16 protein-coding genes are annotated in these 16,963 nt (G+C 72.7%); 7 read left to right on the forward strand and 9 right to left on the reverse strand.

From position 1 onward, the window contains the following. The first annotated feature begins 312 nt into the window (after positions 1-312). Positions 313-1,971: a bifunctional 3'-5' exonuclease/DNA polymerase gene (locus tag AMETH_RS26820; protein ID WP_017984286.1), complete on the forward strand. Its 1,659-nt coding sequence runs from the start codon at positions 313-315 to the stop codon at positions 1,969-1,971. An 8-nt stretch (positions 1,972-1,979) separates the two neighbouring features. Here AMETH_RS26820 and hrpA read toward each other — a convergent pair whose 3' ends face one another. Beyond that, a complete protein-coding gene (gene hrpA / locus AMETH_RS26825; protein ID WP_081617597.1) occupies positions 1,980-5,852 on the reverse strand; it encodes an ATP-dependent RNA helicase HrpA in 3,873 nt (1,290 codons plus the stop codon). Positions 5,853-5,995: 143 nt separating this feature from the next. Then, positions 5,996-7,159 carry a lactate 2-monooxygenase gene (locus AMETH_RS26830; RefSeq protein ID WP_017984288.1) on the reverse strand — a complete coding sequence of 388 codons (1,164 nt, stop codon included), beginning with the start codon at positions 7,157-7,159 and terminating at the stop codon, positions 5,996-5,998. Positions 7,160-7,229: 70 nt separating this feature from the next. On the opposite strand from AMETH_RS26830, the gene AMETH_RS26835 reads away from it, so the two are divergent. From AMETH_RS26835 to AMETH_RS40865, 3 genes are all read left to right on the forward strand, one after another. Then, positions 7,230-7,868 (forward strand): HNH endonuclease family protein, encoded by a 639-nt coding sequence (locus tag AMETH_RS26835; protein ID WP_017984289.1) that lies wholly within the window; start codon positions 7,230-7,232, stop codon positions 7,866-7,868. Positions 7,869-7,902: 34 nt separating this feature from the next. Further along, positions 7,903-8,298 (forward strand): MerR family transcriptional regulator, encoded by a 396-nt coding sequence (locus AMETH_RS40860; RefSeq protein WP_051962086.1) that lies wholly within the window; start codon positions 7,903-7,905, stop codon positions 8,296-8,298. Positions 8,299-8,371: 73 nt separating this feature from the next. Then, a complete protein-coding gene (locus tag AMETH_RS40865; protein ID WP_051962087.1) occupies positions 8,372-8,809 on the forward strand; it encodes a hypothetical protein in 438 nt (145 codons plus the stop codon). Here the strand turns inward: AMETH_RS40865 and AMETH_RS26845 are convergent. After that, positions 8,730-9,911, reverse strand: a complete 1,182-nt coding sequence (locus AMETH_RS26845) for a cation:proton antiporter (RefSeq protein ID WP_017984290.1) — start codon at positions 9,909-9,911, stop codon at positions 8,730-8,732. The two genes, AMETH_RS40865 and AMETH_RS26845, sit on opposite strands and share 80 nt — an antisense overlap. A gap of 72 nt (positions 9,912-9,983) precedes the next feature. Further along, positions 9,984-10,304: a hypothetical protein gene (locus AMETH_RS26850; protein WP_017984291.1), complete on the reverse strand. Its 321-nt coding sequence runs from the start codon at positions 10,302-10,304 to the stop codon at positions 9,984-9,986. Positions 10,305-10,462: 158 nt separating this feature from the next. Between AMETH_RS26850 and AMETH_RS26855 the strand changes: the two genes are divergently transcribed. Together AMETH_RS26855 and AMETH_RS26860 are read left to right on the forward strand one after the other, a co-directional pair. After that, entirely contained in the window at positions 10,463-11,683 is a 1,221-nt protein-coding gene (locus AMETH_RS26855) for a Bcr/CflA family multidrug efflux MFS transporter (RefSeq protein ID WP_017984292.1), read from the forward strand. A 9-nt stretch (positions 11,684-11,692) separates the two neighbouring features. Next, positions 11,693-12,085, forward strand: a complete 393-nt coding sequence (locus tag AMETH_RS26860) for a hypothetical protein (RefSeq protein WP_017984293.1) — start codon at positions 11,693-11,695, stop codon at positions 12,083-12,085. Here the strand turns inward: AMETH_RS26860 and AMETH_RS26865 are convergent. The 4 genes from AMETH_RS26865 to AMETH_RS26880 all read right to left on the reverse strand — a co-directional run bounded on the left by AMETH_RS26865 (position 12,066) and on the right by AMETH_RS26880 (position 15,152). Continuing rightward, positions 12,066-12,377, reverse strand: coding sequence for a hypothetical protein (locus AMETH_RS26865; RefSeq protein WP_017984294.1), 312 nt, complete (start codon positions 12,375-12,377; stop codon positions 12,066-12,068). The two genes, AMETH_RS26860 and AMETH_RS26865, sit on opposite strands and share 20 nt — an antisense overlap. Positions 12,378-12,388: 11 nt before the next feature. Beyond that, complete coding sequence (locus tag AMETH_RS26870; RefSeq protein ID WP_017984295.1) at positions 12,389-12,775, reverse strand: hypothetical protein; 387 nt, start codon at positions 12,773-12,775, stop codon at positions 12,389-12,391. A gap of 148 nt (positions 12,776-12,923) precedes the next feature. After that, the gene (locus AMETH_RS26875; RefSeq protein ID WP_223842943.1) at positions 12,924-13,754 is read right to left on the reverse strand and encodes an NBR1-Ig-like domain-containing protein; all 831 of its coding nucleotides are present in this window, start codon (positions 13,752-13,754) and stop codon (positions 12,924-12,926) included. A gap of 54 nt (positions 13,755-13,808) precedes the next feature. Further along, entirely contained in the window at positions 13,809-15,152 is a 1,344-nt protein-coding gene (locus tag AMETH_RS26880; protein WP_017984296.1) for an FAD-dependent oxidoreductase, read from the reverse strand. Between the two features lie 119 nt (positions 15,153-15,271). Here AMETH_RS26880 and AMETH_RS26885 point away from each other — a divergent pair, with 119 nt between their 5' ends. Then, positions 15,272-15,583 (forward strand): SH3 domain-containing protein, encoded by a 312-nt coding sequence (locus AMETH_RS26885; protein ID WP_017984297.1) that lies wholly within the window; start codon positions 15,272-15,274, stop codon positions 15,581-15,583. A gap of 29 nt (positions 15,584-15,612) precedes the next feature. Here the strand turns inward: AMETH_RS26885 and AMETH_RS26890 are convergent, their stop codons facing one another. Continuing rightward, a complete protein-coding gene (locus AMETH_RS26890) occupies positions 15,613-16,833 on the reverse strand; it encodes an NAD(P)/FAD-dependent oxidoreductase (RefSeq protein ID WP_017984298.1) in 1,221 nt (406 codons plus the stop codon). Between the last annotated feature and the right edge of the window lie 130 nt (positions 16,834-16,963).

Below are 16,963 nucleotides of genomic sequence, written 5' to 3' on the forward strand. Positions count from 1 at the left end.
CGGTGGGGGCGGCGGCGCTGGGGTGCGGCGGCGTTGGGATGGGGCAGCGCGCACAGTCAGCGCGCGGCGCGCATCAGTGCCAGCCGTCTCGGGAGGTGAAGCGCGGGCCCCGGGAGGTGAAGCGCGCGCCGCGGCGCGCCCAGGGAGCGCGGCGAGCGCGGCGGAGCGCGCAGCGCATGCCCTGAACCCAACCATGCTGGGTGGTCATCCCGGAGCCTGTCCGCCCGGCGAGGACATCTCTTGATCTCTGAACCGCCGCCCGGCACGGCGACGCGCGCCGTAACTGTCGTACCCCCAGCGCACAATGGACAGGTGCAGGTCATCGTCACGCGGGAGGAGGACGGCGACTTCCTCGTATCCACCCCGCACCAGCAACTGCGCCTGCCCGAGCACCACCTGGCGGCACACCTCGAAACACTGGAGCGCACCGAAGCCCCGCGCTGGGTCTTCCCCTCCGTCCCACAGCTCTACCCCCTCCTGCTGCGCGCGAACCTCCGCCTGCGGCGCTGCCACGACCTCGCGCTCACCGAAGGTCTCCTGCTCGCCGCGGAGGGGAAAGCCGGTCAGCCCAAGGCGCTGCCGGCCGCGTGGGCCCGGCTCAACGGTCAGGAACCACCACCGGACGCGCCCAGCCACGCCGACTCCCAGCCCGCTCTCTTCGAGACCCGCGGCTCCGGCCTCCCGCCCGGCACCAGCGTCGCCGAGGCGGCCGCCGCCGTGCTCGAGAACCAGGAGCGCCGCATGAGGCACGTCGAGCACCCGGAGCGCTTCCGGTTGCTCGTCGCCGCCGAATCGGCCAGCGCGCTCGTCGCCGAGGAGATGCGGGCGGACGGGTTGCCGTGGCGGGCCGACGTGCACGACGCCCTCCTGACCGAGCTGCTCGGGCCGCGCGTGCCTGCCGGCCAACGGCCCAAGAAGCTCGTCGAGCTCGCGGCGCGCATCAGCGAAGCCTTCGGCGGCAAACCGGTGAACCCGGACAGCCCGCAGACCATCGTGCGCGCGTTCGGCCGCGAGGGCATCTCCATCCCGTCCGCCAGGGCGCACGTCCTGCGCGACATCGACCACCCGGCCGTCCCCCTGCTCGTCGAGTACCGCGAACTCTCCCGGCTGCATTCCGCGAACGGCTGGGTGTGGCTGGACGAATGGGTCGCCGACGGGCGGTTCCGGCCCGAGTGGGTCGTCGGCGGCGTGGTGTCCGGCCGGTGGGCCAGCAGCGGCGGCGGCGCCCTCCAGATCCCCAAGACCCTGCGCGTGTGCGTGCAAGCCGACCCCGGCTGGAAACTCGTCGTGGCCGACGCCGCCCAGCTCGAACCCCGCGTGCTGGCCGCCCTGTCCGGCGACCGCCGCCTGGCCGAAGCCTCCGCCTCCACCGACCTGTACGCCCGCCTGTCCGAAGCCATGTTCGCGGGCACGATGACCCCCGAAGCCGGACGGCCCCGCGCGAAGATCGCCATGCTGTCCGCGATGTACGGCGGCACGGCCGGTGAAGCCGCGTCGCTGCTCGCCCTGCTGCGGCAACGCTTCCCGGACGCCGTGTCCTATGTGGAGCGTGCCGCGCACGCCGGGGAACGCGGCGAGCGCGTCCGTTCCCGGCTCGGGCGCGTCTCCCCCGCGCCGAGCGAAGCGTGGCGCGCCCTCACCGGCGGCGCGAACGAGGACGAGACCCGCGCCCGCCAGGCGGCCCGCAACTGGGGCCGCTTCACCCGCAACTTCGTCGTGCAGGCCAGCGCGGCCGACTTCACCGCGGTGCTGCTCGCCACCCTGCGCCGCAAGCTGCCCGAGCCCGCCCACCTGGTGTTCTTCCAGCACGACGAGGTCATCGTGCACTCGCCCGCGGAGCTGGCGCCCGCCGTCGAAGCCGCCATCGGCGAGTCCGTGCCCGAGGCCGCCGCGCTCACGTTCGGCGCCGCCTGCCCTGTGCACTTCCCCATGCAACCGGTCACCGTGGACACCTACGCCGACGCCAAATAGCCAGGCCGCTAAGCGGCCGCCTTGTCCAGCGCCCGGATCACCCGCTTCAACGACACCGGGTGCGCCGTGCCGAGGGTCTGCGCGAAGAAACTCACCCGCAGCTCCTCGATCATCCACCGCACCTCGAGCAGCTCCGGCCCCGGCGTAACACCCGGCGGGAGCGCGGCGACCGCCGCTTCGTACTCGCCCGTCACCCACTCGACATCACGCAGCAGCTCGACGTCCTTCGCGCCCGTCGACGGCAGCTTCTCCACCCGCCGCCCGATCCCGCGCAGGTACCGGACCAGGTGCGGCAGCCGGTCGAACCCGGTCGCGGTGACGAAACCGGGGTACACCAGCCGCGACAACTGCTGCCGCATGTCCGCCAGCGACTCCGCCGGCCCACGCGCGCCCTCCAGCGCCACCTCGGCCTCGTTGGCGGCCTTCAGGATCTTCTCGACCTCGGTGAGCACGTCCAGCACCGTCGGGTTCAGCGCGCCGCGCACCTTCTCCAGCAGCACCGCGAACCCGGCCTCGTCCCACACCGGGCCGCCGTTGTCGGCCATCAGCTTGTCCACCGCGCAGTCGACGCAGTCCTCCAGCAGTGCCGCGACACCGCCGTGCGGGTTGCGGCTCAGCGTCAGCTTCGCCTGGTTGGTCAACGCCCTGTTGATGAACTTCATCGGCGAGGGCATGTTGAGCCGCAACAACTTCCGCGTGCCCTGCCACATCCGCTGCCGCTGCTGCACCGGCGTGTCGAGCATGCGCACGGCCACCGTGTCGCCCTCGTCGACCAGCGCCGGGTACGCCTTCACCTGGTGCCCGCGCCGCTTCCCGGCGAACACCCGCGGCAGCTCGCCGAACGCGGGCGTGGTCAGGCCGGACCGCTCGATGCTGTCCGCGGCCGCCGAGATCGTCGCCCGCACCTCGCCGCTCAGCTCCTCCTTGAGGACGGCCAGGTCCTTGCCCTCGGCGAGCTTGCGGCGCTTGTCGTTGACCACCCGGAACGTCATCCGCAGGTGGTGCGGCACCGCGTCGAGCTGCCACGCGTCCGGCGGCACCGCGACCCCGCGCAGGGCCTCCAGCTCGCGGGCCAGCACGTCGAGCAGCGGGCCGTCCTCGGGACCGACCCGGGCGAGGACCGCGGCAGCGGTGTCCGGGGCGGGCACGAAGTTGCGCCGCAGCTGCTTCGGCAGCGACTTGATCAGCGCCGTGACCAGCTCCTCGCGCAACCCGGGCACCTGCCAGTCGAACCCGTCGGGCGTGACCTGGTTGAGCACCGCGACCGGGATGTGCACGGTGACGCCGTCGGCGTCCGCGCCCGGCTCGAACTGGTAGGTCAGCGGGAACCGCAGCGAGCCCTGCGTCCAGGTGTCCGGGTAGTCCGATTCGGACACCTGCTCCGCGGCCTCGTTGAGCAGCATGGCCTTTTCGAAGTTCAGCAGGTCCGGCTGGGCGCCGCGGACCTTCTTCCACCAGCTGTCAAAGTGCCGCGCGGACACGACCTCCGCCGGAACCCGCCGGTCGTAGAACTCGAACAGGGTTTCGTCGTCCACCAGCAGGTCGCGGCGCCGGGCCCGGTTCTCCAGGTCCTCGACCTCGTCAAGCAGCGCCCGGTTCTCCTTGAAGAACTTGTGGCGGGTGTCCCAGTCGCCCTCCACGAGCGCGTGGCGGATGAACAGCTCACGCGAGGTTTCCGGGTCGATGCGCCCGTAGTCCACCTTCCGGCCGACGACCAGCGGCACCCCGTACAGCGTCACCCGCTCAGAGGCCACCACCGCGCCGCGCTTGCGTTCCCAGTGCGGCTCCGAGTAGGTGCGCTTGACGACGTGCTGCGCCAGCGGCTCGATCCACTCCGGCTCGATGCGCGCGTTGACCCGGCCCCACAGCTTCGACGTCTCGACCAGCTCCGCCGACATCACCCAGCGCGGCTGCTTCTTGAACAGCGCCGAGCCGGGGAAGATCGCGAACCGGGTGCCGCGCGCGCCGAGGTAGTCGCCCTTCTCCGGGTCCTTGAGGCCGATGTGCGACAGCAGCCCGGCGATCAGCGCGGTGTGCACGCGCTGCGGGTCGGCGGGCTCGGAGTTCAGCGTGACGCCCAACGGTTTGGCGAGCTGCCGCAGCTGGCTGTAGATGTCCTGCCACTCCCGCACGCGCAGGTAGTTCAGGTACTCCGCCTTGCAGCGCTTGCGGAACTGGCTGTTGGACAGCGTCTTCTGCAGCTCCCGCAGGTACTCCCACAGGTTCAGGTAGGCCACGAAGTCCGAGGACTTGTCGGCGAACCGGGCGTGCTGCTGGGCCGCGGCGTCCTGCTTGTCCGCGGGCCGCTCGCGCGGGTCCTGGATGGACAGCGCGGCGGTGATGATCATGACCTCGCGGACACAACCGGTGCGCGCGCCCTCCAGCACCATCCGGCCCAGCCGCGGGTCGACGGGCAGCTGCGCGAGCTGACGGCCGACCTCGGTGAGCCGGCGCTCCTTCGTGGACTCCTCCAGCGCGCCGAGTTCCTGCAGCAGCTGGACACCGGCGGTGATCTGGCGGCGGTCCGGCGGGTCGACGAACGGGAACGCGGCCAGGTCGCCGAGGCCGAGCGAGGTCATCTGCAGGATGACCGACGCGAGGTTGGTACGCAGGATCTCCGGGTCGGTGAACTCCGGCCGGGACAGGAAATCCTCTTCGCTGTAGAGCCGGATGCAGATACCGTCGGAGGTGCGGCCGCAGCGGCCCTTGCGCTGGTTCGCGGAGGCCTGCGAGACCGGCTCGATCGGCAGCCGCTGCACCTTGGTGCGGTGGCTGTAGCGGGAGATGCGCGCGGTGCCCGGGTCGATGACGTACTTGATGCCAGGCACGGTCAGCGATGTCTCGGCGACGTTGGTGGCGAGCACGATCCGGCGGCTGGTGTGGCGGCTGAACACGCGGTGCTGGTCCGCCGCGGACAGGCGCGCATACAGCGGCAGCACCTCGGTGTTGCGCAGATCCATCTTGTTCAGCGCGTCCGCGGTGTCGCGGATCTCCCGCTCGCCGGAGAGGAACACGAGGATGTCGCCGGGGCCCTCGGCGCACAGCTCCTCGACCGCGTCGGCGATGGCGGTGACCTGGTCGCGGTCCTCGGACGCCGGGTCGTCCGGGTCGACGATCGGGCGGTAGCGGACCTCGACCGGGTAGGTGCGGCCGGAGACCTCCACGATCGGCGCGTCGCCGAAATGCTTGGAGAACCGCTCCGGGTCGATGGTCGCCGAGGTGATGATCACCTTGAGGTCGGGGCGCTTCGGCAGGAGCTGCTTGAGGTAGCCGAGGATGAAGTCGATGTTGAGGCTGCGTTCGTGGGCCTCGTCGATGATGAGCGTGTCGTAGCGGCGCAGCATCCGGTCGCTCTGGATCTCGGCGAGCAGGATGCCGTCGGTCATCAGCTTGACCATGGTGTCGTCGCCGGAGGAGTCGGTGAAGCGCACCTTGTAGCCGACGGTGCTGCCCAGCTCGGTCTTCAGCTCCTCGGCGATGCGCTCGGCGACCGTGCGCGCGGCCAGGCGGCGGGGCTGGGTGTGCCCGATCTGGCCGCGCACGCCCAAGCCGAGTTCGAGGCAGATCTTCGGCAGCTGCGTGGTCTTGCCCGACCCGGTCTCGCCCGCGACGATCACCACTTGGTGGTCGCGGATCGCGGCGGCGATGTCGTCCTTGCGCTGGGAGACCGGCAGCTCGTCCGGATAGCGGATCTCCGGCGCGCGGCGGCGCTGCACGCGGGCTTCGGCGGCTTCGATGTCGGCGGCGATCTCCCGCGCGACGCGGTCCTTGTCGCGCGCCCGGCGGGCGCCGTCGAGCCGGCGGCGCAACCGGTGCTCGTCGCGCAGCATCAAGCCGGACAGCCGGGCCCGGAGGTCTTCGAGGGGAGATCGCGTAGACATACGGCTTCCAGGATAGCTCCGCGCGATCCGACTGGCCTGCGAATATGCCCGCACCGCACGTGAGGTGGCCGGAGTGATCGCCGTCACCGGGAGCGCGGCGGTGCCGGTGCCCGGGAGCCGCGTATCGCGGCCGCTCGGTGTCGTCAGGACCGCTGCAGCGACTCCGGCCCCAGCTCCCCGATCGAGCGGTGCCCGGTCAGCCCCAGGGTGAGGTCGAGGTCCGCGAGGAGGCTGCGCAGCACGTGCCGCACGCCGTCCTCGCCCGCGTGGCCCAGCCCGTACACCCAGGGCCGCCCGACGAGAACTGCCTTCGCGCCCAGCGCCAGCGCCTTCAGGACGTCCGCGCCGGTCCGCACGCCGGAGTCGAACAGCACCTCGATGCGGTCCCCGACCGCGCTCACGATCGGCGGCAGCGCCTCCAGGGAGCCGATCGCGCCGTCGACCTGCCGTCCGCCGTGGTTGGACACCACGATGCCGTCCATCCCGGCGTCCACCGCGCGCCGCGCGTCGTCGGGGTGCTGGATGCCCTTGAGCACGATCGGGCCGTCCCAGTGCTCGCGCAGGAACGGCAGCTGGTTCCAGCTGTGGTCGGTGCCGGTGAACAACGACACCCACCGCAGGATCGCCGACGGCATGTCGTCCTCCGGCGCCTTCTCCAGCAGCGCGCGGAACGCCGGGTCGGACAGCGGCGTGGCCAGGCCCTCGCCCTTGAGAAAGGGCAGGTAGGCGGAGTCGAGGTCCCGCGGGCGCCAGGCCAGGGTCCACGTGTCCAGCGTGACGACGAGCGTGGTGTAGCCGGCCTTCTTCGCGCGGGTCAGGATGCTCGCGGTGACGTCCGAGTCGGACGGCCAGTACAGCTGGAACCAGCGCGGGCCGTCGCCGGAGGCTTCGGCCACCTCCTCGATCGTGTGCGACGCCGCGGTGGACAGGATCATCGGCAGGCCCAGCGCCGCCGCGGCCCGCGCCGTCGCCGGCTCGGCGTCCGGGTGCACGATCGACTGCACCCCGACCGGCGCGAGCAGCACCGGCGCCGGCAGCTCGGACCCGAGCACGGTGGCCGACGTGGTGCGCGCGGTGGCGTCGGTGAGCATGCGCGGCACGAGCTTCCAGCGGTCGAACGCCGCGCGGTTGGCGTCCATCGTCGCGCCCGAGCCCGCGCCGCCCGCCACGTAGCCGTAGGCCTCCGGGGTCATCACCTCGCGGGCCGACTCCCCCAGCCGCACCGGATCCGTGGTGAACGGCGGCTTCGTCCCGCCGAGTCCGTGCAGGTAGATCTCGTTCTGGTAGCCACCGAACCGCTCGGCCACGCGCACCTCCTCGTCGACACGCCGGAGACCGCAGCGTACCGCCGGTACTTGATCACTTAACCTCACCGACGTGAAGGCGCGGGTGTGGGTTCCGCTGATCGTCGTCGTGGCGATCGCGGTTCTGGTGGTGGTGTGGCGGCCGGGTCCGGTGCCGCCGTCGAAGGCGAATCCGGGGACGGATCCGGGCGTGGCGCGGCAGCAGCTCGCCGAGCTGCAGGTCAAGCCGCGGGGCACGCTGAACGGCTATTCGCGGGAGAAGTACCCGCACTGGGACACCGTCGAGGGCGCCTGCAACACCCGCGAGGAGGTGCTCAAGCGCTCCGGCACGAACGTCGTCGTCGGCAAGGACTGCTCGCCCACCTCGGGCACCTGGGTCAGCCCCTACGACGGCGCGACCTGGACCAAGGCGTCCGATGTGGACATCGACCACATGGTGCCGCTCGCGCAGAGCTGGGTCAGCGGCGCGTCGGCGTGGACGCAGGCCCAGCGCGAGGCCTTCGCGAACGACCTGGTGCGCCCGCAGTTGTGGGCGGTCACCGACAACGTCAACCAGTCGAAGAGCGACAAGGCGCCGGACGAGTGGCGGCCGCCGCTGGAGTCGTTCTGGTGCACCTACGCCACCGACTGGATCGAGGTCAAGCACTACTACCAGCTGAGCGTCACCACCGCGGAGCAGGCGGCGCTGACCGACATGCTGAACCGCTGTTGACCTTCGACCTGCTGGAAGCCGCAGAATCGGCGGCATGCTGACCATCAGCGCCTTCGCGCGGCTGGCCGGGCTCACCCCGAGCACGCTGCGCTTCTACGACGACTGCGGCGTGCTCACGCCCGCGCGCGTGGACGGTGCCACCGGCTACCGCTACTACCGCGAGGACCAGGTCGAGCGGGCCGTCCGGCTGCGTGAACTACGGGCGGAGGGCCTGCCACTGGCGCAGGTCACGACGGTGCTCGACGGACCGTCGACCGAGGCGCGGCGGTGCTGGAGGCGCACCGGCGGCGGCTGCGGGAGGACTTCCGCGCCGCGTCGACGGCGGTCGGGCGTCTGCTGCCGGGCCCGGTGCGGGTCGCCAGTCTCGACCTGGCGAGCGCGATCCGGCAGGTCGCCCCCGCCGCGGGCGCGCCGCTGGACTTCGTGCTGATCGAGGCCGACGGCGACGAGGTCCGCGTCGTCGCCACCGACCGCTACCGGCTCGCGCTGCGCGTCCGCAGCCCGTGCACGGCGGCACCGACCGGTTCGTCGTGTCCGCCGGGGAGCTGGCCGCGCTCGGCCCGCGGCTGGCGCGGCAGGACGAAGTGCCCCTCGACGGGACGACGCTGCCGCTGCTGAACCAGGACTTCCCGGACTACCGAGCGGTGCTCGACGCGCTGCCCGTCCCGGCGCAGCGGGTCGTCGTGGACCGCGTCGCGCTCCGGGACGCGCTGCCCGCCGTCTGCGGTGGCGAGCTGCGCATCGGCCTCGACCCCGCGGTGCTGGGCGCCGCACTGGAGGCGGGCGTCGGGCCCGACGTGCTGCTGGAGTTCGCCGGGCCGCAGCAGGTCGCCCGCGTCCGCTCAGCCGACCAGGGCTCGTTCACGACGCTGGTGATGCCCGTCGCGCTCGGAACAGCCGCCCCAGGTGCTCCGACCTCAGCACCGCCAGGGGGCCGATGATCGCGAGCAGCAGCACGTAACCCGCCACGAACGGCGCGACGCGGGAGTCCAGCCCGGCCGCCGCCGCGAGCGTGGCCAGCACCAGCGAGAACTCGCCGCGGGTGAGCACGGTGAGCCCGATGTTCAGCCCGGCCTGGCCGTCGAACGAGTGCAGCTTCGCCGCGATCGCGCCTGCCGCGAGGTTCAACGCGAGCGTCAGCGCCACGGCGATCAGCACCGGCACCACGACCGTCCCGACCGCGCCCGGGTCGATGCTCAGCCCGAAGATGAAGAAGAACAACGCGCCGAACGCGTCCCGCAGCGGCAGGACCAGCTTGTGGATGCGGGGCGCCACCTTCGAGCCGCCCAGCATCATGCCGACCATGAACGCGCCGATCGCGTCGGAGACGCCCAGCTCCTCGGCGACCGCGGCGCCCAGCACCGCGACACCGACGAAACACACGGTCAGCAGTTCGTCGTCGGCCGAGCCGAACAGCTTCGACACCAGCCGCCCGCCCCAGCGGGCCAGCGCGGCGAGCGCCAGCAGGAAGCCGAGCGCCTTGCCGAAGTCGGCGAGCGCGGGCCAGAACGAGTCGGCGCCGGAGAGCACCGGCTGCAGCAGCGCCAGGTACAGCGCGAGGAACAGGTCCTCGATCACGATGATGCCCATGATCAGGCGTGATTCCGGGTGCCGCGTGCGGCCGGTTTCGACGAGCAGTTTGGTCACGATCGCCGAGGACGAGATCCCGATCGCGCCCGCGATCACCAGGGCCTCGCTGGAGCCCCAGCCGAGCAGGAACCCGAACGCGAGCCCGCCGCCGATGTTGAGCGCGAGGTAGACCAGGCCGGACACGGCGAGCTTGCGGCCGCCCTTGGCGAGGTCGTCGAGCGAGAACTCCAGGCCCAGGTAGAAGAGCAGGAACACCAGGCCGAGCCCGGCGAGCACGCTCAGCTCACCCGGGTCGTGCACCAGCGACAGGCCGGGGGTGTTGGGGCCGAAGATGAACCCGGCCAGCATGAACAGGGGGATCGTGGGCAGCCCGATGCGGGCGCCGGCTCTGGCCAGGACGCCGGCGGCGAGGAAGGCGCCGCCGACGGCGAGCAGGGCGTGTCCGGTTTGCATGTGGTGAAGTCCCTCCAGGGCATGGCGAAGCGCACCGCGGATCGACACGGTGTGCGGATGGGGTCCGGGGCACTACCTGGAGGGCGGCGCGCGGGCACCCAGAGCGGTGGCCTGAGCACGGGCGGGCGCGGGGCCGCCGGGCCACGGCCGGACTTCCGCGTGCCCGCGCGGTGGTTCGGCGCCGACGACCGGCGGCAGATCCGCGACCGGCAGCGGGGTGGCCGTGACGTGCGGCAACGGCTCCGCAGCGAGGGCCGCGATGCCGTCCGGCGCGGGCGGGTGCGGGTGGCTCTCCGGCGTCGTCGGCGTGACGAGGCTGAGCAGCAGCAGGGCCAGGACGAACAGGCCGCGGACGGACCGGTGCCGGGATTTCGTTCCCAGCTTCCGCCCCACGGCACTCCTCTCGACAACGGTCCGGTTTGTCCAGTATACCAGACAGTTGAGTCCACTATGGACTGATCGGGGCCGGGTGTTCCGCACCACAGCGGGGAATGCGGACGTGATCTCCGGTGTTCGTTGTTACCGGGCGGATCTGGTCGACTGGAGGCGGAGTGAGCACGGCAGCGGTCACGGCACCGGCGAAGACCAGACGGACACCCGGAACCCTGCGGTACGCGCTGATCCTCGGCGGGCTGTCGGCGTTCGCGCCGCTCTCGATCGACATGTACCTGCCCGCGCTCCCCCGCATGGCCGACGACCTGCACAGCTCGGCGCCGACGCTGCAGCTGACGCTGACCGCGTTCATCATCGGACTGGCGTTGGGGCAGCTGATCGCCGGGCCGCTGTCGGACTCGCTCGGCCGCCGCCGTCCGCTGCTGGCCGGGCTCGTCCTGTACGCCGTCGCGTCGGTCCTGTGCGCGGTGAGCCCGACGGCGGAACTGCTGATCGCGGGCCGGTCGGTGCAGGCGCTCGGCGCGGCGGCCGGGATGGTGATCGCGCGGGCGTGCGTGCGAGACCTGTTCGCCGGCACCGCGATGACGAAGTTCTTCTCGATGTTGATGCTGGTCAGCGGGCTGGCGCCGATCCTGGCGCCGGTGATCGGCGGGCAGGTGCTGCGGCTGACGTCGTGGCGCGGGGTGTTCGTCGTGCTGGCCGTGTTCGGCGCGGTGCTGCTGGTGGCCGCGGCGCTGGTGATGCCCGAGACGTTGCCCGCCGACCGCCGCCGACCGGCCCGGATCGGCTCGACGCTGCGCGGGTACGGCGTGCTGCTGCGGGACCGCTCGTTCGTCGGGTACGCGCTGTCGGCCGGGCTGATGTTCGCCGGGCTGTTCGCCTACATCTCCGCGTCGTCGTTCGTACTGCAGGACGTGTACGGGCTGAGCCCGCAGGAGTACAGCCTGGTGTTCGGCGCGAACGGGCTGGGGATCGTGATCGCCGGGCAGGTCAACGGGCGGATCGTGGGCCGCGTGCGGGAGCGGACGCTGCTGACGGTCGGCCTGTCCGCCTCGGCGGCCGGCGGTGCCGGCGTCCTTGCGGCGGCGCTGGCCGGGCTGCCGCTGGGCGTGCTGCTGGCCCCGCTGCTGGTGATGGTGTCGAGCATCGGGCTGGTCATGCCGAACGCGTCGTCGCTGGCGCTGGCCGAGCACCCGCACAACGCCGGTGCGGCGTCCGCGCTGCTCGGGGTGATGCAGTTCGCGGTCGGCGGGCTGGCGACGCCGCTGGTGAGCATCGGCGGCGAGGCCAGCGCGGTGCCGATGGGCGTCGTGATGGCCGCGTCCGCCGTGGTGGCGCTGGTGGTGTTCGGGACGCTGACCAGGCAGCGGACCCGCTAGGGTCCGGCGATGCCCCACGTCTCGCCCCGCACCCCGGCCTGGGCGGCGCGCCCAGCGCTGTTCCTCGTCGGCGTGCTGTTCGTCCCCCTCGGCGGGAGCCTCGTGTTCGACGGGCACGGCTTCGGGTTCGTGTTCGCGGTGATGGGCCTGCTGTTCCTGGTGACGTGGTGGTTCCTGCAGCCGGAGCAGCCCACCGCGCGGGCGCGGCGCCGGCAACGGTGGGCATGCTCGCTGAGCCTGGTGGCCGCGGCGCTGGTGGTCACCGCGGCCGTGCTGTTCCTCGGCACCGGTGCGCACCGGCCCACCTTCGCCGAACTCGCGCCCTCGATCGGCGTCGGCGTCCTCGCCGTCGCCGCGCTGGTCGCGCGCGTGGTGGTCGGCGTCAGCGGGCGACGGTCTTGACGATCCCGCCGTTGTCCGGGAAGTCGACCCCGCCACCGCACTCGAGCTTCGTGCCGTTCTTGAAATGGACGGTGATGGCGCCCTTGCACTCGAACGCCTTGAACGCGACCCAGGTGCGGGTGCCGGGCCGCAGGCACAGCGCGTCCTTGCCGAAGCGGCGGATGTAACCGGAGTAGCCCTGGCCGCAGGTGGTGATGATGTCCGAGCCCGTCACGGGGGCCGGCGTGGCCGACGCCGGCACGGGCAGGGCGGCCGCGGTCGCGGCGACGGCCGCGATCAGGAGGGTGCGCATGTGGTGGCCTTTCAGTAGCAGCGGGCGGAGGAGATCGCGTAGGTGTAGTTGTTCGACAGGTTCGAGGTCACGTCGAAGGCGATCTCGTAACCGATGGGCGGCTCGCCGAACACGTCGGTCCTGACGGTGTGCTCCTTGCCCGGCGCGATGACGCCCTTCCACAGCTGCTTCCCGCGCGTCACGTCGCGGATCACCAGCGCGAGGCCGCGGTAGTCGTGGTTGTGGACCTTGATGTGGATGACCTGGTCGGCGGCCACCCCGGCGGTGGTGGTGCGGCCGCCCATCAGCGAGCCGCCCGCGCACACCTTCTCCGCCGCCGACGCCTGCGGCGCGACGAGCAGCGGGAGTGCCGCGGCGAGGGGCAGCGCGGCGGCGAGTGTCCTGATCGATTTCCGCATCCGGGATCTCCTTCGTCGGTGGACTGGCGCCGACGCTAGAGAGGTCTGGACCACCAGTGGAAGGCTTGCGACGGCCACACCGCGTCCGGTGGCCAAATCCGGATGTCCACGCAGGTCAGGGCTTTGACCACCGGCGCGGGTGGCCGAATCAGCCCGCCACCCGGACGAAGAAGTACGCCGCGCGGGTGCCCGGCAGGAGCAGCCGGCCCGCGCTGTCGGTCATCTTGAAGTACACCTGGCAGTAGCCGGGCTCGTCCGGCGCGCGCACCTCGACCGAGACGCGCGCGGAGCGGCCGGGCGGCGTGTCCGGAACGGGGACCACCGCGGGCGTCTGGCAGCCGTCGCCGGGGCCGAAGCCGCCCTCGCGGCGCAGCGAGCGGTCCACCCACGGCACGGTGCCGGTGTTGCGGAACTCCCACGTCTTGACAAACCGCGCCCCGGTCGGCACGACGGTCCCGTCCGGGACGGTGACGTCGCCGGCGAACTCGGACTCGTCGCCGGGGACCAGCGGCGGGAGGGCGGCCGGAGCGGGCACCGCGGGCTCCGGGCTGTGCAGCAGGGCGGCGGCCCCGGCGACCACGCCGATCGCCAGCACGACGGCCACCACTGCCGCGACGACCACCGGACGCCTCCGGCGGCGCCGAGCGGGTGCCGGGTTCGCCACGCCGTCGCGGACCCGTTCCCAATCGGCGCGCCAGCGGGCCCGGACCTCCTCCTCGTGCTCGCCGAGCACCCCGACGGCCAGCACGCGCACGAACTCCCAGGTGGTGTCCCACGACGGCAACCGCTGCCCCCGCGCAGCCGCCGAGAGGGCGGACTTCGAAGCGAGCGCGCCGAGTTCGGTGCGCATGCGGTCGTACGAGGGATCGCCCGCCGACCGCTTGAGGGACCATAACCGGTGCGCGAACGCGGCCACCGGACCGCCCGCGGGGTCCGGACAACTGGCGACGCGGCCCCGCCTGGCTGCTTCGTCGATCACGAGGACCGAGGGTATGTGGCGGGCACGCGCGCCGGGTGCACGCGAGGCGCAGGTTCAGCCGAGCAGGTGGCTTCCGCGCAGGTGCGCCAGCAGCTCGGCGCGGGGCGGGCCGGGCGACTTCGGCGGTCCGAGCGCGGCCAGGATCGCCGCGATTCGGTCGTGCAGGGCGGTGTCCTCGTCGAACACCGCGACGCGGTCCAGCAGCCCGATCCGCCGGATGGTCCGGCGCAGCACCCCGTCGTCGTGCGGCGCGGCGGCCAGCGCGCCCACGAAGGAGAACAGCGGGTAGTCGCTGTCGGGACGGGCGGGGTCCACCGGCTCGCCCCGCCACCGCGCGGCCCGGCCCCCGTCGATGCCGCACGCGAGCGCGTGCCGCTCACGGGACTCCGGGCCGGCCTTCGCGCGGAAGCACTCCGCGACGTCGCCGGGCGCCTCCGCGGCCGCGTCAGCCAGGGCGCGGGCGTGCGCGAGGGCGAACGACAACCCGTACGCGAAGGCCGGATCGGTGTGGCAGAAGGCGTCCCCGACCGCGAGGAGCACCGCCGACCGGGTGTGGTCCACGTTGCGCAGGCCGCCCATCGGCATGACCCCGGTGATCGGCTCGGCGAAGTCCGGCGAGGTCATCACGTCCAGCGGCGTGATCCGGGCGCAAACTGCCTGCCAGACCTGTTCGAAGCGGAGCACGCGCAGGTCGCGGTCCTCGCTCGGGACCAGGATGATCACCGCGAGCGTGCGGTTGTCGCCGCGGAAGGTGTTGAACCCGAGGTAGCCCAGGTCGCCACGCGGGTTCAGCAGCGGCGCGTCCAGGTATCCGGCGCCGGGCCGCAGCCGGAAGTACCGGCAGTAGTAGACGGCGCCGCAGTCGGTCGGCTCCCCCGCGGCCGCCGGCCAGCCCGGCGGCCGCCGGTAGCGGCCGAGCGCGTCCACGACCACGTCGCCGGGCACCGGCTGCCCGTCGGCCACCACCGAGCCGTCCTCGGACAGCCCGTCGACGTGCACGCCGCCCCGCAGGTCGACGGACGGTTCCGCGGCAACCGCACGACGCAGAGCCCACTCGATGAGTGGGCGGCGCGCCCACAGGTAGACCAGCTCCTCGTCGCCCGGTTCCCGGGGCCCGTGCAGCTTCTCCGTGAGGTCCTGTTCGCTCGCGCCGGCCTCCGCGAGCGAAGTGAGGACATCCGGCGAGTGCTCGGTCAGCAGCTTCCGGCCGCGGGGCAGGAAGGCGTGGGGCTGGAAGTAGTGCGGGATGCCGCGGCGCTCCAGCGCGAAGGCGCTCTCCGGCGGCCCGGCGGGATCCGGCGCGTCGCGCTCCAGGACGACCGCGTCGTGCCCCGCCCTGGCCACCGCCAGCGCTGACGCGAGTCCGGCCACGCCGCCGCCCGCCACGACGAACCGCATCGTCCGACGCTAGTTCTCCGCGGTGCCGCCGACAACGCGTTCCTCACCCGGGCGGCGCGCGGAACCAAGATCGCGTCCGCCGCGTCCGACCCGCGCACAACCGACGTGGGACGCAACGAATGCTGAAGAGAAGCGCGGCCGCACTGGCGGGCCTGGCGATCGCCGCGGGTTCGGTGCTGGTCACCGCACCCGCCGCGAACGCCACCCCGTCCTGCCGGGTGGGCGTGGTCAAGGAGACGGTGAAGATCCGCTCCGGCGCCGGCACGAACTACACCGCGCTGGGGCAGGTGAGCAAGGGGGCGGAGATCTGCACCTGGGGCACCACCTCGGGCGGGAGCTACAGCGCGTGCGGTAGCTCCTCGTCCACGTGGGTGATCGTCCACTACAGCGGGCGCAACGCCTACGTCGCGCGCACCTGCGTCAGCCCCTGACGTGCGGAGGCCGCCCGCACCGGGCGGCCTCACCCGAGCGCGGCCAGATCCCCCTCGCGCAGCTGCTCCGCCGTCACCGTCGCGTCGCCGTCCACCAGTGCTTTCAGCGCGTCGCCGTCGTCCCACATGTTCACGTTCATCGCGGCCGTCACGCGGCCGTCACGCAGCCAGAAGGCGGTAAACTCGCGTTTGCCCAGGTCGCCGCGGACCACCAGTTCGTCCCGCTCCGGGTCGGCGATGCCGCGGTACTCGCAGCCGAGGTCGTACTGGTCCGTGAAGAAGTACGGGGTGCGGGTGTACTGCTCCTGCCCGCCGGCCAGGTTCGCCGCCACGTGCGTGCCCTGGTTCTTCGCGTTCGCCCAGTGCTCGACGCGGATCCGGCGCCCGTACCGCGGGTGCCACTGCGCCGCGATGTCCCCCGCCGCGTACACGTCCGGCGCCGCCGTGCGCAGGGACGCGTCGACAGCCACCCCGCCCTCGTCGGCCAGGTCCAGTCCGGCCGCGTGCGCGAGGTCCACCCGCGGCTTCGCGCCGACGGCGACCAGCACCACGTCCGCGGGCAGCTCGCTGCCGTCGGCCAGCCGCACCCCGGCCACGCCGCCCGGCCCGCCGGTCACCTCGGTGATGCCGCTGCCCAGCCGCCACCGCACGCCGTGCTCGGTGTGCAGGTCGGCGAACACCTTGCTGATCTCCGGCCCCAGCACCCACAGCGGCCCCGGCAGCACGTCGACCATCGTCACGTCCGCGCCGTGGTGGCGCGCCGCCGCCGCGGCCTCCGTCCCGATCCAGCCCGTGCCGATCACCACCACCCGCGGCGAGCCCGTGAACGCCGACCGCAGGGCGAGCGCGTCGTCGAGGGTGCGCAGCGTGTACACGCCCGGCAGGTCCACCCCGCGCACCGGCAGCGTCCGCGGCTGCGACCCGGTCGCCAGCAGCAGCCGGTCGTAGGGGTGCCGCCCGCCACGGGCGTCCAGCACCACCCGCGCGCCCAGTTCGACCCTGGTCGCGCTGGTGCCGGAGCGCAGGTCGATGCGGTGCTGCGCGTAGAAGTCCGCGTCCCGCACCCAGTCGGGCTCGTCGCCCTGGCCGAGCAGGACCTTCTTCGACAGCGGCGGCAGCTCGTAGGGCGGGTGCGCCTCCGCGCCGAGGACCACCACCTCGCCGTCGTAGCCGTTCTCCCGCAGGGCCGCCGCGGCTGACGCGCCCGCGAGGCCGGCGCCGACGATCACGATCCGCCTGGGCTCGGACATGGGCCACTCCTCATCCGTGTGATCCGTGCCACCTGACGCTACTGCGGACATTTTTTCCGCGCCACCGCGTCACGCCCTGCCCGCTCGGCCGTCCCTCCGTCACCTGCAAGACCACCGAAGGAAGGCGACG

It is taken from the genome of Amycolatopsis methanolica 239 (assembly GCF_000739085.1).
Taxonomy (GTDB): domain Bacteria; phylum Actinomycetota; class Actinomycetes; order Mycobacteriales; family Pseudonocardiaceae; genus Amycolatopsis_E; species Amycolatopsis_E methanolica.

Bases quoted from the DNA above. Each gene is read 5' to 3' on its own strand.
- AMETH_RS26880 (WP_017984296.1), bottom strand. From the start codon at position 15,152: ATGCGGTTCGTCGTGGCGGGCGGCGGCGTGGCCGGACTCGCGTCAGCG.
- AMETH_RS40860 (WP_051962086.1), top strand. From the start codon at position 7,903: ATGCTGACCATCAGCGCCTTCGCGCGGCTGGCCGGGCTCACCCCGAGC.
- AMETH_RS26890 (WP_017984298.1), bottom strand. From the start codon at position 16,833: ATGTCCGAGCCCAGGCGGATCGTGATCGTCGGCGCCGGCCTCGCGGGC.
- AMETH_RS26860 (WP_017984293.1), top strand. From the start codon at position 11,693: ATGCCCCACGTCTCGCCCCGCACCCCGGCCTGGGCGGCGCGCCCAGCG.
- AMETH_RS26845 (WP_017984290.1), bottom strand. From the start codon at position 9,911: ATGCAAACCGGACACGCCCTGCTCGCCGTCGGCGGCGCCTTCCTCGCC.
- AMETH_RS26870 (WP_017984295.1), bottom strand. From the start codon at position 12,775: ATGCGGAAATCGATCAGGACACTCGCCGCCGCGCTGCCCCTCGCCGCG.
- AMETH_RS26885 (WP_017984297.1), top strand. From the start codon at position 15,272: ATGCTGAAGAGAAGCGCGGCCGCACTGGCGGGCCTGGCGATCGCCGCG.
- hrpA (WP_081617597.1), bottom strand. From the start codon at position 5,852: ATGTCTACGCGATCTCCCCTCGAAGACCTCCGGGCCCGGCTGTCCGGC.
- AMETH_RS26865 (WP_017984294.1), bottom strand. From the start codon at position 12,377: ATGCGCACCCTCCTGATCGCGGCCGTCGCCGCGACCGCGGCCGCCCTG.